Annotated in this window: 15 protein-coding genes; 1 reads left to right on the top strand and 14 read right to left on the bottom strand. The window is 72.9% G+C overall.

All coding sequences use genetic code 11. The annotated features are described in order from the left end of the window. Positions 1–11 precede the first annotated feature (11 nt). The 14 genes from BM339_RS01425 to rimP all read right to left on the bottom strand — a co-directional run bounded on the left by BM339_RS01425 (position 12) and on the right by rimP (position 15,430). A complete protein-coding gene (locus tag BM339_RS01425) occupies positions 12–635 on the bottom strand; it encodes an FMN-dependent NADH-azoreductase (protein WP_021599238.1) in 624 nt (207 codons plus the stop codon). A gap of 93 nt (positions 636–728) precedes the next feature. After that, positions 729–2,048, bottom strand: a complete 1,320-nt coding sequence (locus BM339_RS01420) for a M16 family metallopeptidase (RefSeq protein WP_075019686.1) — start codon at positions 2,046–2,048, stop codon at positions 729–731. Further along, a complete protein-coding gene (locus BM339_RS01415) occupies positions 2,045–4,477 on the bottom strand; it encodes a polyribonucleotide nucleotidyltransferase (RefSeq protein WP_083597288.1) in 2,433 nt (810 codons plus the stop codon). The genes BM339_RS01420 and BM339_RS01415 overlap by 4 nt, the downstream gene beginning before the upstream one ends. A 271-nt stretch (positions 4,478–4,748) precedes the next feature. Beyond that, positions 4,749–5,018: a 30S ribosomal protein S15 gene (rpsO, locus tag BM339_RS01410; RefSeq protein ID WP_021599383.1), complete on the bottom strand. Its 270-nt coding sequence runs from the start codon at positions 5,016–5,018 to the stop codon at positions 4,749–4,751. A 328-nt stretch (positions 5,019–5,346) separates the two neighbouring features. After that, a complete protein-coding gene (locus BM339_RS01405; RefSeq protein WP_024934647.1) occupies positions 5,347–6,288 on the bottom strand; it encodes a bifunctional riboflavin kinase/FAD synthetase in 942 nt (313 codons plus the stop codon). Positions 6,289–6,397: 109 nt separating this feature from the next. Further along, positions 6,398–7,066: a PAQR family membrane homeostasis protein TrhA gene (gene trhA, locus BM339_RS01400; protein ID WP_177287602.1), complete on the bottom strand. Its 669-nt coding sequence runs from the start codon at positions 7,064–7,066 to the stop codon at positions 6,398–6,400. 100 nt (positions 7,067–7,166) lie between these two features. Further along, entirely contained in the window at positions 7,167–8,039 is an 873-nt protein-coding gene (gene truB, locus BM339_RS01395) for a tRNA pseudouridine(55) synthase TruB (protein WP_075019684.1), read from the bottom strand. 26 nt (positions 8,040–8,065) lie between these two features. Further along, positions 8,066–9,109: a DHH family phosphoesterase gene (locus BM339_RS01390; protein ID WP_024934649.1), complete on the bottom strand. Its 1,044-nt coding sequence runs from the start codon at positions 9,107–9,109 to the stop codon at positions 8,066–8,068. Then, a complete protein-coding gene (gene rbfA, locus BM339_RS01385; RefSeq protein ID WP_021600090.1) occupies positions 9,106–9,645 on the bottom strand; it encodes a 30S ribosome-binding factor RbfA in 540 nt (179 codons plus the stop codon). Before rbfA ends, BM339_RS01390 begins: the two co-directional genes overlap by 4 nt. A gap of 86 nt (positions 9,646–9,731) precedes the next feature. Further along, on the bottom strand, positions 9,732–10,028 hold the full coding sequence (locus tag BM339_RS01380) for a DUF503 domain-containing protein (protein ID WP_024934650.1): 297 nt from the start codon (positions 10,026–10,028) through the stop codon (positions 9,732–9,734). 201 nt (positions 10,029–10,229) lie between these two features. Next, complete coding sequence (infB, locus tag BM339_RS01375; protein ID WP_075019683.1) at positions 10,230–13,253, bottom strand: translation initiation factor IF-2; 3,024 nt, start codon at positions 13,251–13,253, stop codon at positions 10,230–10,232. 108 nt (positions 13,254–13,361) lie between these two features. Beyond that, positions 13,362–13,634 (bottom strand): YlxR family protein, encoded by a 273-nt coding sequence (locus BM339_RS01370; RefSeq protein WP_235206352.1) that lies wholly within the window; start codon positions 13,632–13,634, stop codon positions 13,362–13,364. Between the two features lie 34 nt (positions 13,635–13,668). Continuing rightward, positions 13,669–14,718, bottom strand: a complete 1,050-nt coding sequence (gene nusA, locus BM339_RS01365; RefSeq protein ID WP_024934652.1) for a transcription termination factor NusA — start codon at positions 14,716–14,718, stop codon at positions 13,669–13,671. Positions 14,719–14,743: 25 nt separating this feature from the next. Continuing rightward, positions 14,744–15,430, bottom strand: coding sequence for a ribosome maturation factor RimP (rimP, locus tag BM339_RS01360; protein ID WP_075019681.1), 687 nt, complete (start codon positions 15,428–15,430; stop codon positions 14,744–14,746). A 208-nt stretch (positions 15,431–15,638) separates the two neighbouring features. On the opposite strand from rimP, the gene BM339_RS51115 reads away from it, so the two are divergent. Beyond that, positions 15,639–16,625: a DUF4439 domain-containing protein gene (locus BM339_RS51115; RefSeq protein WP_244938936.1), complete on the top strand. Its 987-nt coding sequence runs from the start codon at positions 15,639–15,641 to the stop codon at positions 16,623–16,625. The last annotated feature ends 5 nt before the right edge of the window (positions 16,626–16,630 follow it).

The following is a 16,630-nucleotide window of genomic DNA, read 5'->3' as shown; positions in this document are numbered from 1 at the left end:
CGAGCCTATCGTCAGAAGCGCTTGCCCAGCTCGCGCGCCTCGGAGTGCGCGGTGCGGCGGCCGGTCTCGGCGTCGGCGGTGGCGAGGTCCGGCCGGAACTCGACGGTGCGGACGTCGGTGATCCCCGTCCAGCGCAGCCAGCCCTCGAAGAACGGGGCCTGGTGGTCGTGGCCGAACGCGGGCGGGCGGCCCTCCCCGTAGACGGCGCTGGTGTAGACGACGGCGGCCTTCTTGCCGCGCAGCAGGCCGCTGTACCCCTTCTCCGGGTCAAAGCCGAACACCCAGCCGGGCTGCGAGATGACGTCGATGAACTGCTTCAGGATGTACGGAACGCTGGTGTTCCACATCGGCACGCTGAAAAGGTAGCGGTCGTAGGAGTCGTAGCGCTCGAAGACGTCGCGGGCGGCCCGCCACGCGGCGGCCTGCTCCCCGGACGGCTCCTCCCCCGCGAACACGGTCATCTTGGCGCCGGCCCCGGCGGGGCCGAACTCGGGGAGCGAGCCGTCCCACAGGTCGAGGTGGTCGACGGCGTCGCCGTGGACGTCGCGGTAGGCGTCCAGGAACGTCTTCGCGATCGCGAGCGACTCGGAGGCGCCGCCGCGGGGCGACGCGGAGATGTGCAGCAGACGGGACATGGGGCGTTCCTCTCGGGACAGCATACGGACCAGAGTCCGATTACTCCCGGAAGAGTAACGGACTCCGGTCCGCTTAACAAGTCCGTCCCGCGGTCAGTCGGCGAAGTCCCGGTCCCCGACCGGCCCGATCACGGTGAGGGCCCGCGGGCCCGCCAGGACCTCGGCCGCGACGGCCCGGACGTCGTCGAGGGTGACGGCCTCGATCCGCGCCAGGACCTCGTCCACCGGCAGCAGCGACTCGTAGACCAGCTCGCTCTTGCCGATCCGGCTCATCCGGGAACCGGTGTCCTCCAGGCCGAGGACCATGGCGCCGCGCAGCTGCCCCTTGCCGCGCTCCAGCTCCTCGGCGGTGAGGCTCTCCTCCACCGCCTTGTGGAGCTCGTCCCGGCAGATCGCCAGGACCTCCTCCGCCTTGGCCGGCTGGCAGCCCGCGTAGACCCCGAAGATGCCGGTGTCGGCGTACTGGGCGGTGTAGCTGTAGACCGAGTACGCCAGGCCGCGCTTCTCGCGGATCTCCTGGAAGAGGCGGGACGACATGCCGCCGCCGAGCGCCGCGTTCAGCACGCCGAGCGCGAACCTGCGCTCGTCGGTGCGGGACGTCCCGGCGCCGCCGAGGATGATGTGGGCCTGCTCGGTGTCCTTGTCGATGACGACGGTGCGCGGGTCGATCGGCACCGGCGTCCCGTCGAGGCGGGGCGCGGCGGGCGCGGCGTCGCCGGCGAGGTGCTCGGCGAACGCCCCGGACACCAGCCGGACGACCTCGTCGTGGTCGATGTTGCCCGCCACCGACACCACCAGGCGGGACGGGACGTAGTGCTCCCGGTAGTAGCCGTGGATCCGGTCCCGGGACAGCGCGTTGATCGACTCCTCGGTGCCGAGGATCGGGCGCCCGAGCGGGGTGTCGCCGTACAGCGCGGTGGCGAACTCGTCGTGGATCAGGTCGCCCGGGTCGTCGTCGCGCATGTGGATCTCTTCGAGGATCACCCCGCGCTCGGCCTCGACGTCCTCGGGGCGGTTCACCGACTCGGCGACCATGTCGGACACCACGTCCACCGCGAGCGGCAGGTCGGCGTCCAGCACCCGCGCGTAGTAGCAGGTGTACTCCTTGGCGGTGAACGCGTTGAGGTCGCCGCCGACCGCGTCGATCGCCGCGGAGATCTCCAGCGCCGACCGCCGCCGCGTGCCCTTGAACAGCACGTGCTCCAGGTAGTGGCTGGCGCCCGCGTCGGCGGGCGCCTCGTCGCGGGAGCCGACCGCCGACCAGATGCCGAACGCGGCGGACCGCACGGTCGGCATCGACTCGGTGATGATCCGCAGCCCGCCGGGCAGGACGGTGCGGCGCACCGCGCCGGCACCGTCGGTGTGGATCGTGGTGGTGGTGCCGGGCTCCTGCGCCCTCGCCGGCAGGGTCACTGTCGCTCACATTCCATGGTGGGAAAACGGCCGGCCCGCCCGTGACGGGCGGGCCGGCCGGTCATGCCGGGGTCAGGAGTTGCGCTGGCCGGCGTCGTCGCCGCCGCGGCGGGTGCGGCGGCGCCGCGGCGGGTGCGGCGGCGCCGCGGCCCGCGCCGCTCGCCGTCGTCGCGGCGCTCCCGGCGCTCGCCGGAGTCGTCCTCGCCGGGCGCGGCGGCCGGGGCGCCGCCCTCGCCGCCCTCCGCCTTGTCGGCGGCCTCGCGCTCCACCACCTCGACCGGCACCAGCGACAGCTTGCCGCGCTGGTCGATCTCGGTGACCTCGACCTGGATCTTCTCGCCGACGCCCATCACGTCGTCGACGTTCTCGATCCGGGCGCCGCCGTGCAGCTTGCGGATCTGCGACACGTGCAGCAGGCCGTCCTTGCCGGGCAGCAGCGACACGAACGCGCCGAACGTCGTGGTCTTGACGACGGTGCCGAGGAACCGCTCGCCGACCTCCGGCATGTGCGGGTTCGCGATCGAGTTGATCGCCTGCCGGGCGGCCTCGGCGGACGGCCCGTCGGTGGCGCCGACGTAGATCGTGCCGTCGTCCTCGATCGTGATGTCGGCGCCGGTGTCGTCCTGGATCGAGTTGATCATCTTGCCCTTGGGGCCGATGACCTCGCCGATCTTGTCGACCGGGACCTTGATAGTGATGATCCGCGGCGCGTTCGGGCTCATCTCGGCGGGCGCCTCGATGGCCTCCTGCATCACGTCCAGGATCGCCAGGCGGGCGCCCTTGGCCTGCCGCAGCGCGCTGGCCAGCACCGAGGCGGGGATGCCGTCGAGCTTGGTGTCCAGCTGCAGCGCGGTGATCAGGTCGCGGGTGCCGGCGACCTTGAAGTCCATGTCGCCGAACGCGTCCTCGGCGCCGAGGATGTCGGTGAGCGTGACGTACTCGTCGCCCTCGTTGATCAGGCCCATCGCGATGCCCGCCACCATCTGCTTGAGCGGGACGCCCGCGTCCAGCAGCGACATGGTGGACGCGCAGACCGAGCCCATCGAGGTGGAGCCGTTGGAGCCGAGCGCCTCCGACACCTGCCGGATCGCGTACGGGAACTCCTCGCGGGTCGGCAGCACCGGGATCAGGGCGCGCTCGGCGAGGGCGCCGTGCCCGATCTCGCGCCGCTTCGGCGAGCCGACCCGGCCCGTCTCACCGGTGGAGTACGGCGGGAAGTTGTAGTTGTGCATGTAGCGCTTGGTGCGCTCGGGGTTCAGCGTGTCGATCGTCTGCTCCATGCGGAGCATGTTCAGCGTCGTCACGCCGAGGATCTGCGTCTCGCCGCGCTCGAACAGCGCCGAGCCGTGCACGCGCGGGATAACGTGCGCCTCGGCGGTCAGCTGCCGGATGTCCTTCAGGCCGCGGCCGTCGATGCGCAGCCCGTCGCGGATGACCCGCTCGCGGACCAGCTTCTTGGTGACGGCGCGGTAGGCGGCGGAGATCTCCTTCTCGCGCCCCTCGAACTGCTCGGCGAGCTTCTCCGCGGCGGTCGCCTTGATCTCGTCCAGCCGGGTCTCGCGCTCCTGCTTGCCGGCGATGGTGAGCGCCTGCGCGAGGTCGTCGCTGACGGCGTCGGTGACGGCGGCGAGCACATCGTCCTGGTAGTCCAGGAAGATCGGGTACTCGGCCGTCTCCTTCGCGGCGACGGCCGCGAGGTCGCTCTGCGCCTTGCACAGCACCTTGATGAACGGCTTGGCCGCCTCAAGGCCCTCGGCGACGGTCTCCTCGGTCGGGGCGGTCGCGCCCTCTCCGACGAGCTTGATGGTGTCGCGGGTGGACTCCGCCTCGACCATCATGATCGCGACATCGCCGTCCGCCAGCACGCGGCCGGCCACGACCATGTCGAAGGTGGCGCGCTCCAGCTCGGGGTGGGTCGGGAAGCCCACCCACTGGCCCTCGATCAGCGCGACGCGGACGCCGCCGATCGGGCCGGAGAACGGCAGGCCGGCCAGCTGCGTGGACAGCGACGCGGCGTTGATCGCCACGACGTCGTACAGGTGGTCGGGGTGCAGCGCCATGATCGTCTCGACGACCTGGATCTCGTTGCGCAGGCCCTTGGTGAACGACGGGCGCAGCGGCCGGTCGATCAGCCGGCAGGTGAGGATCGCGTCCTCGGAGGGACGGCCCTCACGGCGGAAGAACGAGCCGGGGATGCGCCCCGCCGCGTACATCCGCTCCTCGACGTCCACGGTCAGCGGGAAGAAGTCCAGGTTGTCCTTGGGCTTCTTGGACGCGGTGGTCGCCGACAGCACCATCGTGTCGTCGTCGAGGTAGGCGACGGCGGAGCCGGCGGCCTGCCGGGCCAGCCGGCCCGTCTCGAACCGGATGGTCCGGGTGCCGAACGTGCCGTTGTCGATGACGGCCTCGGTGCTCTGCGCGCCATCGATGCGCACGGCTTCTGTCACGGGAAACCTCCTCAAGGTTCCATTTCGGTCCTCGCGGCCGTTTCCCGTTGGCTTGTCACGCTGCCGGTCTTCGATCGAAGCACCCGGATCGGCAGGTCCGCCGACAAGGCGGAACGGATCCGGAAGCCACTACCGAGGACCGGCCCGCACCAGCGGTGTCCGCGAGGCTTGTCTGTAGTTGTCCGGCCGGGGCCACCTGGCCCGCCGGCCGTAAAAGGAAGGGAGTGGCCCCGCGGGCCACTCCCCGACCGCACTAGCGGCGCAGTCCGAGTCGCTCGATCAGCTGCCGGTAGCGGTTGATGTCCTTGTTGCTCAGGTACTTCAGGAGCCGGCGACGACGGCCGACCAGCAGCAGGAGGCCGCGGCGGCTGTGGTGGTCGTGCTTGTGCTCCTTGAGGTGCTCGGTCAGATCGTTGATACGGCGCGTCAGCAGCGCGACCTGGACCTCCGGGGATCCGGTGTCACCCTCAGTGGTCGCGTACTCGGCGATGATCTGGTTCTTGGTGGCGGTGTCGAGCGACACGTGGCTCCTTCGATGAATTCGTCACCCGCAGATCCAGGGCCCGGTGGGCGCACGGGTCCGCATGGTGCGTGTTAAGAGAGTGGCGGGCCGCATGAGGGTGCAGCCAACCGCACCGGGGCCCATCCCGGCGACTCTTCACCGTACCATGTCGTGTTAACTGCAAGACCGGCCCAAGAGGCTCGCCTGGCGGCTCGCATCTTGACCGTTCTTGGGGCGAGCGCGACCTCGCTTCGCGAGCTTCCCGGCGGGGCTCGCCTTCGGCTTCGCCCCGCCGGTCAGGTCGCGCGCTCGCGTGACGGCTGAGGCTCTTCGCAAGGGTGGAACGGTCTCAGGATGTGATTTCCCTGGCTTGGACCACGTCTCGGTGCATTTCCTCGATGAGGGCCTCGATCGAGTCGAACTTCAGGGTGTCGCGGATGCGGGCGGTGAAGTCGACGGCCATGTGCTCGCCGTACAGGTCGAGGTCGTCGCGGTCCAGGGCGTACGCCTCGACGGTGCGCTCCCCGGCCCCCTCGAACGTCGGGTTGGTGCCGATGGAGATGGCGGCGGGCCAGCGGAAGGCGGGGTACCGGTCGGTGTCGGCGACCAGCCAGCCGCCGTAGACGCCGTCCGCGGGGATGGCGGTGTGCGGCAGCGTCTCCAGGTTGGCCGTCGGGAACCCGAGCGCGCGGCCCCGCTGGTGGCCCCGCACGACGACGCCCTCGACGCGGTGCGGACGCCCCAGCGCCTGCGCGGCGGCCTCGACGTCCCCCGCGTTCAGCCGCTCGCGGATGTAGGTGGACGAGATCGTGTCCCCGTTGGCCACCAGCGGCATGCCCTCGGCGGTGAAGTCGTACTTGTCGCCCAGCTCGCGCAGCAGCGCGACGTTCCCCTTGGCCTTGTGGCCGAACCGGAAGTCCTCGCCGACGATGACGTGCGCCGCGTGCAGCCGGTCGGCCAGGACCGACCGCACGAACTCGTCCGGCGGCACCTTCGACAGCTCCAGCGTGAACGGCACGACCACGACCGCGTCCGTGCCGAGGCCTTCGAGCAGTTCGATGCGGCGCCGGGTGGTGGCGAGCAGCGGCGGGTGCGTGCCGGGGCGCACGACCTCGTCAGGGTGCGGGTCGAACGTGATGACCACCGAGCGCAGGCCGCGGCGGCGCGCCTCGTCCGCGGCGGCACCGACGATCCTCTGATGGCCGCGGTGCACGCCGTCGAACACCCCGATGGTGACCACAGAGCGGCCCCAGTCCGCGGGTACCTCGTCGAGGCCATTCCAACGCCGCACCATTCACTCCCTGCGTAGGACATGCCTGCCCGGTCTCTCCTGCCGTCCTAGAGTGCCATGCGGAGGCGGGAACGGTCGCACCCAGGGGGCATGGTGGGCGGTACCGGGCTCAGCCGGACTGGTACACGACCAGCGAGACCGCGATGTACTGCAGGACGTAGGCCGCCAGTGTGAAGGCGTGGAAGACCTCGTGGAAGCCGAACCAGCTCGGCGACGGGTCCGGCTTGCGCAGCCCGTAGACCACTCCCCCGACGCTGTAGCAGATGCCGCCGAGCGCGACCAGGAGGCAGGGGGCGAGGCCCGCGCCGTCGAGGAACTGCGGCAGGAAGAACACCGCGACCCAGCCCAGCACGATGTAGAGGGTCACGTAGAGGGCGCGGGGGGCGCCGATCCAGACCGTCCGGAACACCACGCCCGCGACGGCCCCCGTCCAGACGCTGGCGAGCACGGCGACGCGCACGCCGCCGTCCAGGGCCACGACGGCGAACGGCGTGTAGGTCCCGGCGATGATCAGGTAGATGTTGGCGTGGTCGAAGCGGCGCAGCACCTCGATCAGGCGGTGCGAGCGCTGCCGGTGGTACGTCCCCGAGATCCCGAAGAGCATCCCCGATGCCGCCACGTACACGGCCGACGCGAGCCGCGCCTGCACGCTCGGGCCGAGCGCCACCAGCACCAGGCCGGCGACCAGCACCGCGGGGAACGCGCCGAGGTGCAGCCAGCCGCGCAGCCGCGGCCGGGTCGGGGACGCCACCGGGGAACGGTCGTTGACAGTGGTCACGGACACCTCCTCACAAGCGAACCTACGGTTACGTAGGTTACGCGGCCGTAGGTTGGTATGCACCGTTTCCGCCGGTGATGCTCACCACGAACGCCCGCCGTCAGGGGACGAAGACGGCGAGGGGCTTGGCCACCCTGCCCTGCTCCTCGACGAGGGCGAGCAGCGTCCCGTCCGGCGCGAAGACGCCGACCGGACCCGGGCCGAGCCCCGCGGCCGGGAGGCGCCCGCCGTGCGCGACCTTCCGGGCGTCCTCGTCGGACACGTCCCGCCGCGGGAACACCGCCGCGACGGCCTCGTCCATCGGCAGGATCTCCATCTTTTCGGCGAGCCGCTCCAGCGTCCGCGCCGTGGAGAGGTCGTACGGCCCGACCCGCGTGCGCCGCAGCGCAGTCAGGTGGCCGCCGCAGCCGAGCGAGGCGCCGAGGTCGCGGGCCAGCGACCGGATGTAGGTGCCGGACGAGCAGGCGATGGACGCGTCCACGTCGATCAGGTCCCCGTGCCGCCGCACGTCCAGCACCGTGAAGGCGTGCACGGTCACGGGGCGGGCGGCCAGCTCGACCTCCTCGCCCTTGCGGGCCATCTTGTAGGCCCGCTGACCGTTCACCTTGATCGCGCTGACCTGCGGCGGGATCTGCCGGATCGGCCCGGTCAGCGCCGCGACGCCCGCCCCCAGCGCCTCGTCGGTGACCTCCGCGGCGGACGCGGTCGCGGTGGTCTCGCCCTCGGCGTCGTCGGTGTTGGTCGACTCGCCCAGCCGGATCGTGGCGTCGTAGCACTTCTCCGTCAGCGCGAGATGCCCGAGCAGGCGCGTCGCCTTGCCCACCCCGAGCACCAGGACGCCCGTCGCCATGGGGTCCAGCGTGCCGGCGTGCCCGACCCGCCGGGTCTTCGCCAGCCGCCGCATCTTCCCGACGACGTCGTGCGACGTCCAGCCGGCGGGCTTGTCCACGATGACGAGTCCCGAGTTCTCCACGCGCGCTCCGCTTCCGTCGTCCGGTGTCAGTCGTCCGGTTCGCCCGGGACGCGCAGCGCCGCGCGCAGCCGGTCGATGATCCAGGCGGGCTCCCCGCCCATCGTGAACGCCGCGGCGGTGCGGTGCCCGCCCCCGCCGAGCGCGACGCAGGCGCGGCCCACGTCGACCGAGCCCTTGGAGCGGGTGGAGACGTACCACTCGCCCCGGTCGTTCTCCTTGCACACCACCGCGACCTCGGCCTCGTCGGTGCGCCTGAGCTGGTCGATGACCCCTTCGAGCTGGTCGTAGAGGACGTCGCGGGCGTCCCGGTCGGCGCGCGCGATCGTCGTCCACACCAGGCCCCGGCCGCCGGCGGCGTCGCGTTCCAGCCGGGCCCGCCCGAGCGCCCCCGCGAGGACCTGCAGGTAGCCGAACGGCGCCCGGTCCCACAGCTCGCGGCTGACGGCGTCCGGCCGGACCCCGGCGGTCAGCAGCCGCCCCGCCAGGTCGTGTACCTCCGGCGTCGTGCACGGGTACCGGAACGAGCCGGTGTCGCTCGCGAGCCCCGCGTACAGGCCCTGGGCCATGTCCCGGTCCAACGGGACGCCGAGGCGGCGGATCAGCTCCTCGACCAGCACCGCGGTGGCGGCGGCGTCCGGGTCGACCAGCCGCACGCCGCCGAACCCGGTGTTGGACGCGTGGTGGTCGACGACGATCAGCGCGCCGGCCCGCCCGGCGGCGCCGGCGAGCGAGCCGAGCCGGGCCTGGCCCGCGGCGTCCAGCGAGATCATCAGCTCCGGGGCGTCCGGCATCCGGGCGGGCTCGACGAGGATCTCCTGGCCCGGCAGGAACCGCAGGATCGCCGGGACGCCGAACGGCTCGCCGAACGACGCCAGGCACCGCTTGCCCAGCGCGCGCAGGGCGCGCCCGAGCGCCAGCATCGAGCCGAGCGCGTCGCCGTCGGGGGCCACGTGGCAGGCGAGGCAGATCTCCGCGGCCTCGTGGATCAGCTCGACCGCGCGGTCCCAGTCGAGATCGGTGCCGGCGGCGCCGCGCCCGGCGGGGGCGGCGGCCCCGGCCGGCCCGCTCACGACGACGGGCGTGCGGAACGGCCGTCCTCGCCGTCACCCGCGACGTCATGCCCGTCGAAGTCGTCGTCCTCGTCGTCGTCCTCGTCGGCCTCGGTGCCGGTGTCGTCGTCCTCGTCGGGGACGGGCTCGCGGTAGGGGTTCGCGTCACCGGCGTGGGACGCGCCCTGCGCGGCCCGCGCCACCTCGGCGTCCCTGGCGCGGGCCTGGGCCAGCAGGTCGTCGATGTGCGCGGCGTTCTCCATCAGGGAGTCCATGACGAAGGTGAGGCTCGGCGTGTGGCGCACGCCCGTCTTCCTGCCCACCTCCGACCGGATGACGCCCTTGGCGCTCTCCAGCGCGGCGGCCGTCTCGGCGCGCTCGCCGTCCGACCCGTAGACCGTGTAGTACACGGTCGCGTCGCGCAGGTCGTTGGTGATGCGGGTGTCCGTCACGGTCACGAAACCGAGCCGCGGATCCTTGATCCGGCGTTCCAGCATCTCGGCCACGATCTGCTGGATGCGGTCGGCGAGCTTTCGCGCCCGAGCTGCGTCCACCATGATCGCACTCCCTTTCTATGGTCCGGGCGAAGAGGGTCGTCCTCGCTCTTTCATTGTGGGGGGACGCCCCGCGTCGCGCCGGGCCGTCAGTCCTCGTCGTTGAACAGACGCTGCCGGGCCGCCAGCAGTTCGATCTCCGGTCGCCCGGCCACCAGCCGTTCGCACTGGTCGAGCACGCGGGTGCAGTTGGCGGCCGTCGCGGAGACCACCGCCACCCCGATCTCCGCCCTGCGGTGCAGGTCGTTGTCGCCGGTCTCGGCGACGGCCACCGCCGGGAAGCGCTTTTGCACCTCGGCGATGATGGGCCGGACGACGGACCGCTTCTGCTTCAGCGAGCGGACGTCCCCCAGCAGCAGGTCGAGTGTCAGCGCACCCACGTACACCTGGTCGATCACCTCGGGTTCCTCGGAAGGCGGAACGCGGCCGTCCGCCGCGTTCCCGAACATGACGGACGCCAGGCTAGAAGTCCGCCTGGCGCCGTGTCACCCGATAAACGATCATTTCGCCGGCGGGCCGGTGGACCGGCCGCCGGGTCGGCTCGCCCGCGCGGCCCCTGCCGGGACCGCGCGGGCGTGCCGTCCGCCTCAGTCGCGGGGCTTCTCCCGCATCTCGAAGCACTCGATGACGTCGCCGAGCTTGATGTCGTTGTAGCCCACGCCGATACCGCACTCGAAGCCCTCGCGGACCTCGGTCGCGTCCTCCTTGAAGCGGCGCAGCGACGACACCGTGAGGTTGTCGGAGACCACGACGCCGTCGCGGACGAGGCGCGCCTTGGCGTTGCGCTGGATGATCCCCGAGGTGACCATCGAACCGGCGACGTTGCCGATCCGCGGCACCTTGAAGATCTCCCGGACCTCGGCGGTGCCGAGCTGGGCCTCCTCGAACTCCGGCTTGAGCATGCCCTTGAGGGCCGCCTCGATCTCCTCGATCGCCTGGTAGATGATCGAGTAGTACCGGATGTCGACGCCCTCGCGGTCGGCCAGTTCCTGCGCGTTGCGCTCCGGCCGCACGTTGAAGCCGATGATGACCGCGCCCTCGGACGCCAGCGACAGGTTGACGTCGTCCTGGGTGATCGCGCCGACACCGCGGCGGATGATCCGCAGGTTGACCTCGTCGCCCACGTCGATCTTGAGGAGGGAGTCCTCCAGCGCCTCGACGGAACCGGACACGTCGCCCTTGAGGATGAGCAGCAGCTCCTGCCGCTCGCCCCGCTCCAGGTCCTTGAACAGCTCTTCGAGGGAGCTGCTCTTGCGGCTCTTGAGCAGTTCGGCGTTGCGCTTGCGCGCGACCCGCTTGTCGGCGATCTGCCGGGCGACCCGGTCGTCCTCGACGACCAGGAAGTTGTCGCCCGCGCCGGGCACGGCCGCGAGGCCGAGCACCATCACCGGACGGGACGGGCCCGCCTCCTCGACGCTGTTGCCGTTCTCGTCGAGCATCGCGCGGACGCGGCCGTTGGCCACACCGCAGACGATCGAGTCGCCGACCCGCAGCGTGCCGCGCTGCACCAGCACGGTCGCCACGGCGCCCCGGCCCTTGTCCAGGTGGGCCTCGATGGCCGAGCCCTGGGCGGGCATGTCGGGGTTGGCCTTCAGGTCGAGCTCGGCGTCGGCGGTCAGGACGATCGCCTCCAGCAGCCCGTCGATGTTGACGCCCTGCTTGGCGGACACGTCGACGAACTGGGTGGAGCCACCGAACTCCTCGGCGACCAGGCCGTACTCGGTGAGCTGCGCCCGGACCCGGTTCGGGTCCGCGCCCTCGACGTCGATCTTGTTGACCGCGACGACGATCGGCACCCCGGCCGCCGTGGCGTGGTCGATCGCCTCGGTGGTCTGCGGCTTGACGCCGTCGTCCGCGGCGACCACCAGCACCACCAGGTCGGTGGTGTCGGCACCGCGGGCACGCATGGCGGTGAACGCCTCGTGGCCCGGGGTGTCGATGAAGGTGATCTTGCGGTCCTCGCCGTCGACCTCGGTCTCGACCTGGTAGGCGCCGATGTGCTGGGTGATGCCGCCGGCCTCGCCCGCCTGCACGTTGGCGTGCCGGACGGCGTCCAGCAGCTTGGTCTTACCGTGGTCGACGTGGCCCATGACGGTGACCACCGGCGGACGGGACTGGAGGTTCTCCTCGCCGCCCTCGTCCTCGCCGTACTCGATGTCGAACGACTCGAGCAGCTCGCGGTCCTCGTCCTCGGGGCTGACGACCTGGACGTCGAAGTCCAGCTCCAGCCCGAGCGCCATGAGGTCGTCGGGGTCGACCGACTGGGTCGCGGTGACCATCTTGCCGAGGTGCATCATGATCGCGACGAGCGACGCCGGGTTGGCGCCGATCTTCTCGGCGAAGTCGGTCAGGGACGCGCCCTGCGGCAGCCGGATGGTCTTGCCGTTGCCGCGCGGAGCCGAGACGCCGCCGACGGCGGGCGCCTGCATGTTCTCGAACTCCTGGCGGCGCGCCCGCTTGGACTTGCGCCCGCGGGCCGGGCGTCCGCCGGGACGCCCGAAGGCGCCCTGCGTGCCGCCGCGGCCACGGCCGCCGCCACCGGGGCGCGGGCCGAAGCCGCCGCCCGGACGGCCGCCGGCACCCGCGCGGGGGCCGCCGAAGCCGCCGCCGCCACCGGGGCGGCCGCCGCCGCCCGGACCGCGGCCGCCGCCGCCTGGACCGCGGCCGCCGCCACCCGGGCCGCGACCGCCGCCGCCGCCACCGGGGCCGCCGCGCCCGGGGGCGCCGGCGGGCCGCGAGGACGGCATGTTCATCGGGCTCGGACGCGGGCCGCCCGGCCGGGGCGGCATGCTGCCCGGGTTCGGGCGCGGACCGCCCGCACCTGGGGCGCCGCCGGGACGCGGACCGGGACGCGAACCGCCCGCGGCGCCACCGCCGCCGGGCCGGTCACCGCCCGGACGGGGACCGGGACGCGGACCCGGCTTGGGCGCCTGGCCCATGCCGGTGTTGGTCGAGCTGAACGGGTTGTTGCCGGGACGCGGCCCGCCGGGGCCGCGGCCGCCGCCGCCCTGGCGCGGACCCGGGCGGGGGCCCGGCTTGGGCGAGCGGGGACCCGGCTTGGGCCCGCCGGGCGCGCGGTTGCCGGTGCCCGGACCGGACGCGGGCGGGGCGCTGGGCCCCTGCGCGGCGGGCGCGTTCACCGGCGTGCTCGGCGCCGGCGGGACGGCCGGGCGCGGGCCCGGCTTGGGCCCTCCGCCCTGGCCGCCGGAACCGCCGGGGCCACCGGAACCGCCGGGGCCACCGGGACCACCGGGACCGCCGGGACCGCTCTGGCCGCCGGGGCCCGCGGGACCCGGCTTGGGCGCGGACGTGCGCGGACCGGGGCGCGGCCCCGGACGTGCACCCTGGGAATCGGAACCGCCGCCGGGCGGACCCGGGCGCGGCGGTGCGGACGGGCGCGGCGCCTGCTTCTTGGCCGCGACCCGCCGGTCCCCCTGCTTGGGGGACGAAGAAGAATTTGAGAAGGCTTCTGTCAGCCTGCGAACGACCGGCGCCTCGATCGTGGAGGACGCCGACCGCACGAACTCGCCCATTTCCTGGAGCTTGGCCATGACGACCTTGCTCTCTACACCGAACTCCTTGGCGAGTTCGTAAACCCGGACCTTCGCCACTGCACTCCCTACTCGGTCCGGGGGTGCGGCCTCCGGACCGTCGCTAACTTGCCGTACTCATCGCGGCGTGCTCATCGAGCGCTCATAGCAATCTCGACCTGCTTCCGACTAGACGTCGCTTACCATTCGGCCATCCTGCTGCTGCGCGGCGCGTGCCGCAAGTTGTCGGCGCAGCGCACCGGAGTCGAGCGGCCCCGGAAGGCGGAACGCCCTCGGGAACGCCCGACGTCGCTCTGCGAGCTCCAGACACCCCGGATCGGGATGCAGATACGCACCCCGCCCCGGCAGCCGTCCTCGGGGGTCGGGGACGATGTCGCCCTCGACCACCACAAGACGCAGCAAGTCGGACTTGACCGTGCGAACCCGGCAGCCCACGCACATACGAACAGGGGCCGCCCGGCCACGTTCCATGAGTCTACCGCGCCGAGGCGTCGGCGGGGCCGGTCGCATGCTCTCCTGGCGTAGAAGATCCGGATTGGCCGGAGCCGGCGCCCTTCGGGGGCGTCTGCCCGGGCTCGGTGTCGGACCGGATGTCGATCCGCCAGCCGGTGAGCCGCGCGGCGAGCCGGGCGTTCTGCCCTTCCTTGCCGATGGCCAGGGACAGCTGGTAGTCGGGCACGACGACGCGGGCGACCCGGCCGTCCGCGTCGACCACCTCGACGCTCGAAACGCGCGCCGGGGACAGGGCATTCCCGACGAACTCCGCGGGGTCCTCCGACCAGTCCACGATGTCGATCTTCTCGCCGTGCAGCTCGGCCATCACGTTGCGGACCCGGCTGCCGAGCGGGCCGATGCAGGCGCCCTTGGCGTTCACCCCCGGCTTGCGCGAGCGGACCGCGATCTTGGTGCGGTGGCCGGCCTCCCGCGCGATCGCCGCGATCTCCACGGTGCCGTCGGCGATCTCCGGGACCTCCAGCGCGAACAGCTTGCGGACGAGGTTCGGGTGCGTCCGCGACAGCTGCACCGACGGGCCGCGGTGGCCCTTGCGGACCTGGACGACGTACGCGCGCAGCCGCTCGCCGTGGTCGTAGTGCTCGCCGGGCACCTGCTCCTGCGGCGGCAGGATGGCCTCGATCTTGCCGAGGTCGACCAGCACGTTCCGCGGGTCCTTGCCCTGCTGGATGATGCCGCTGACGATGTCGCCCTCGCGGCCGGCGTACTCGCCGAAGGTCAGCTCGTCCTCGGCGTCGCGGAGCCGCTGCAGGATGACCTGCTTGGCGGTGGTGGCGGCGATGCGGCCGAACCCGGTCGGGGTGTCGTCGTACTCGCCGGCCTCGTTGCCCTCGTCGTCGGTCTCGGTGGCCCAGACGGTCACGTGCCCGCTCGTGCGGTCCAGTTCGACGCGCGCCTTCGGCGCCGCGCCCTCCGTCCGGTGGTAGGCGATCAGCAGGGCGTCTTCGATGGCCTTGACGGCCACGTCGAGCGAGATGTCCTTCTCGCTCTCCAGCGACCGCAGGGCGGTCATGTCGATGTCCACGAGGTTCCCCCCTCTAGTCCGGCTCAGCCGGAGAACGCGTTTCCTCGGCCTTGTCAGCAGCGGGTCTGAACTCCACCTGCACACGGCCGCGCCCCAGCTCGCCGAGGCCGAACCGGCGCCGCACGATCTCCGGCGCGGCGGCCCGCCCCTTCCCGGAGGCCTGTCCCCCGGAAGCGGGCTCCGGCCCAGCGGACCTGCCGCCGCCCTTCGCCCCGGCTCCCTTGCCCCGGCGCTTGCGGACGACGTCGATCTCGACGGCCTCGTCGTCGGCCGCCACCACGCGGCCCTCGACCTGGCCTCCCTCCGTCAACGGGGCGACGACCAGCCGGCCGACGGCACGGCGCCAGTGCCGCGGCTCGGTGAGGGGGCGGTCGACACCGGGCGAGGTCACCTCCAGCACGTAGGCCGAGGTGCCCATGACGTCGGACTCGTCGAGCAGCCCGGAGGCCGTCTCGCTCAGCCGGGCGATGTCGTCCAGCCCGACCCCGCCGTCACCGTCCACGACGATCCTGACCAGCCGCCGCCGGCCCGCCGGGCGCACGTCGACCTCCTCCAGGTCGAAGCCCGCCGCGGCGACCGCGGGCGTGAGGAGCCGGGTCAGCTCGGCGGCGGCCGCATCGCGCGTGGGGCGGGCCGGGGCGCCCGGCCCCTGCCGGTCGCGCCTCCCTTGAGCGCGGCCGCCGCTGGACTCGACGCTCATGGGCCCTCCTCCTGTTGTGCCGCCGCGATCGCGGGGTCCCCGATCGTCCGTTGACACCTCAAGACTATCGACAGCCGGAGACCGCAGTGGTCTTTCGGACGGCTCACCGGCGCGGCGGATATGGAATGCTTGAGCTGGCCCGATGGACGCGTCCGGAGACCCGCGGTCACAGCGGGCCACCACCACACCACCGGGTGAGGAGACTCCCTTGCCAGAGGCCGTGCCGCCCCTGCCGGGAAACCTGTCGCGCCGGGCGCTGCTGGGGCGGGCACCCCTGCTCGGCGGCGCGGCGATGATCGCGATGCCGTGGCTCGCGGGCTGCGCCGCGGAGGCCGCGCCGCGGGGGGACGTGCCTCTGCTCGTCGGCGCCATCGCGTCCGAGCAGAACCTGATCGCCGCGTACGAGTCGGCGCGGTCGGCGGACGCCTCGCTGGCCGGGCGGCTGGACCCCGTCCTCGCCCGTCACCGGAGCCATCTGGCGGTCCTGAAGCGGCACTACGTCCCGGGTTCGGGCGACCGGGCGGACGAGGGCGGCGCCATCCCGCCGCCGGGCGCGGCGCCCGTCCCCGCCGGGGCCCGGGGCCTGGCGGCCCTGCGCGGCCTGGAGGAGCGGGCGGCGCGGGCGCGGGCCGCGGAGGCCGCGAAGACCGGCCCGGCACTGGCCCAGCTGCTCGCCAGCATCGGCGCGTGCGAGGCGGGGCACGCGATGGCGGTCAGGGGCGAGCCCCCGCCCGTCCGGTCGACGACCGACGCCGAGGCCGCGCGGGAGGCGCTGGCCGCCGAGCACGCGGCCGTGTACGGGTACGGGGTGCTCGGCTCCCGGCTGCGCGGGACGCTCCGGCAGACGGCGAAGGAGCGGTGGAACGCGCACCGCGCCCAGCGCGACACGCTGGCCTCGATCTTGTCGATCAAGCGGGTCGCCGCGGCGCCCGCCTACCGGCTGCCCGTCAAGGTCACGTCCGCGCGCGCCGCCGCCCAGCTGGCCGCGGCCCTGGAGGACGGTCTCGCCCCGGCCTATGTCGGCCTGGCCGGGGCCTCCTCCCCCGACCTGCGGGCCTTCGCCGCCGACGGGGCGCAGCGGGCCGTGGCGTGGTCGGCGCGCTGGCGGGCGAGGGCGGGGCTCGCCGCGCCCGCGCACGCGTTCCCCGGGCTGCCGGACGCGGCGCTCTCCCCGCGTCCCGAACCGGGTGAGTGATCTTC

This window comes from Actinomadura madurae (assembly GCF_900115095.1).
In the GTDB taxonomy this organism is placed as follows: domain Bacteria; phylum Actinomycetota; class Actinomycetes; order Streptosporangiales; family Streptosporangiaceae; genus Spirillospora; species Spirillospora madurae.
The sequence above is the reverse complement of the archived record's forward strand: the minus strand, read 5'-3'. Positions and strand labels throughout refer to the sequence as shown.

Bases quoted from the DNA above. Each gene is read 5' to 3' on its own strand.
- BM339_RS01425 (WP_021599238.1), bottom strand. From the start codon at position 635: ATGTCCCGTCTGCTGCACATCTCCGCGTCGCCCCGCGGCGGCGCCTCC.
- rbfA (WP_021600090.1), bottom strand. From the start codon at position 9,645: ATGGTGGACGCAGCTCGGGCGCGAAAGCTCGCCGACCGCATCCAGCAG.
- BM339_RS01370 (WP_235206352.1), bottom strand. From the start codon at position 13,634: ATGTGCGTGGGCTGCCGGGTTCGCACGGTCAAGTCCGACTTGCTGCGT.
- nusA (WP_024934652.1), bottom strand. From the start codon at position 14,718: ATGACCGCCCTGCGGTCGCTGGAGAGCGAGAAGGACATCTCGCTCGAC.
- rimP (WP_075019681.1), bottom strand. From the start codon at position 15,430: ATGAGCGTCGAGTCCAGCGGCGGCCGCGCTCAAGGGAGGCGCGACCGG.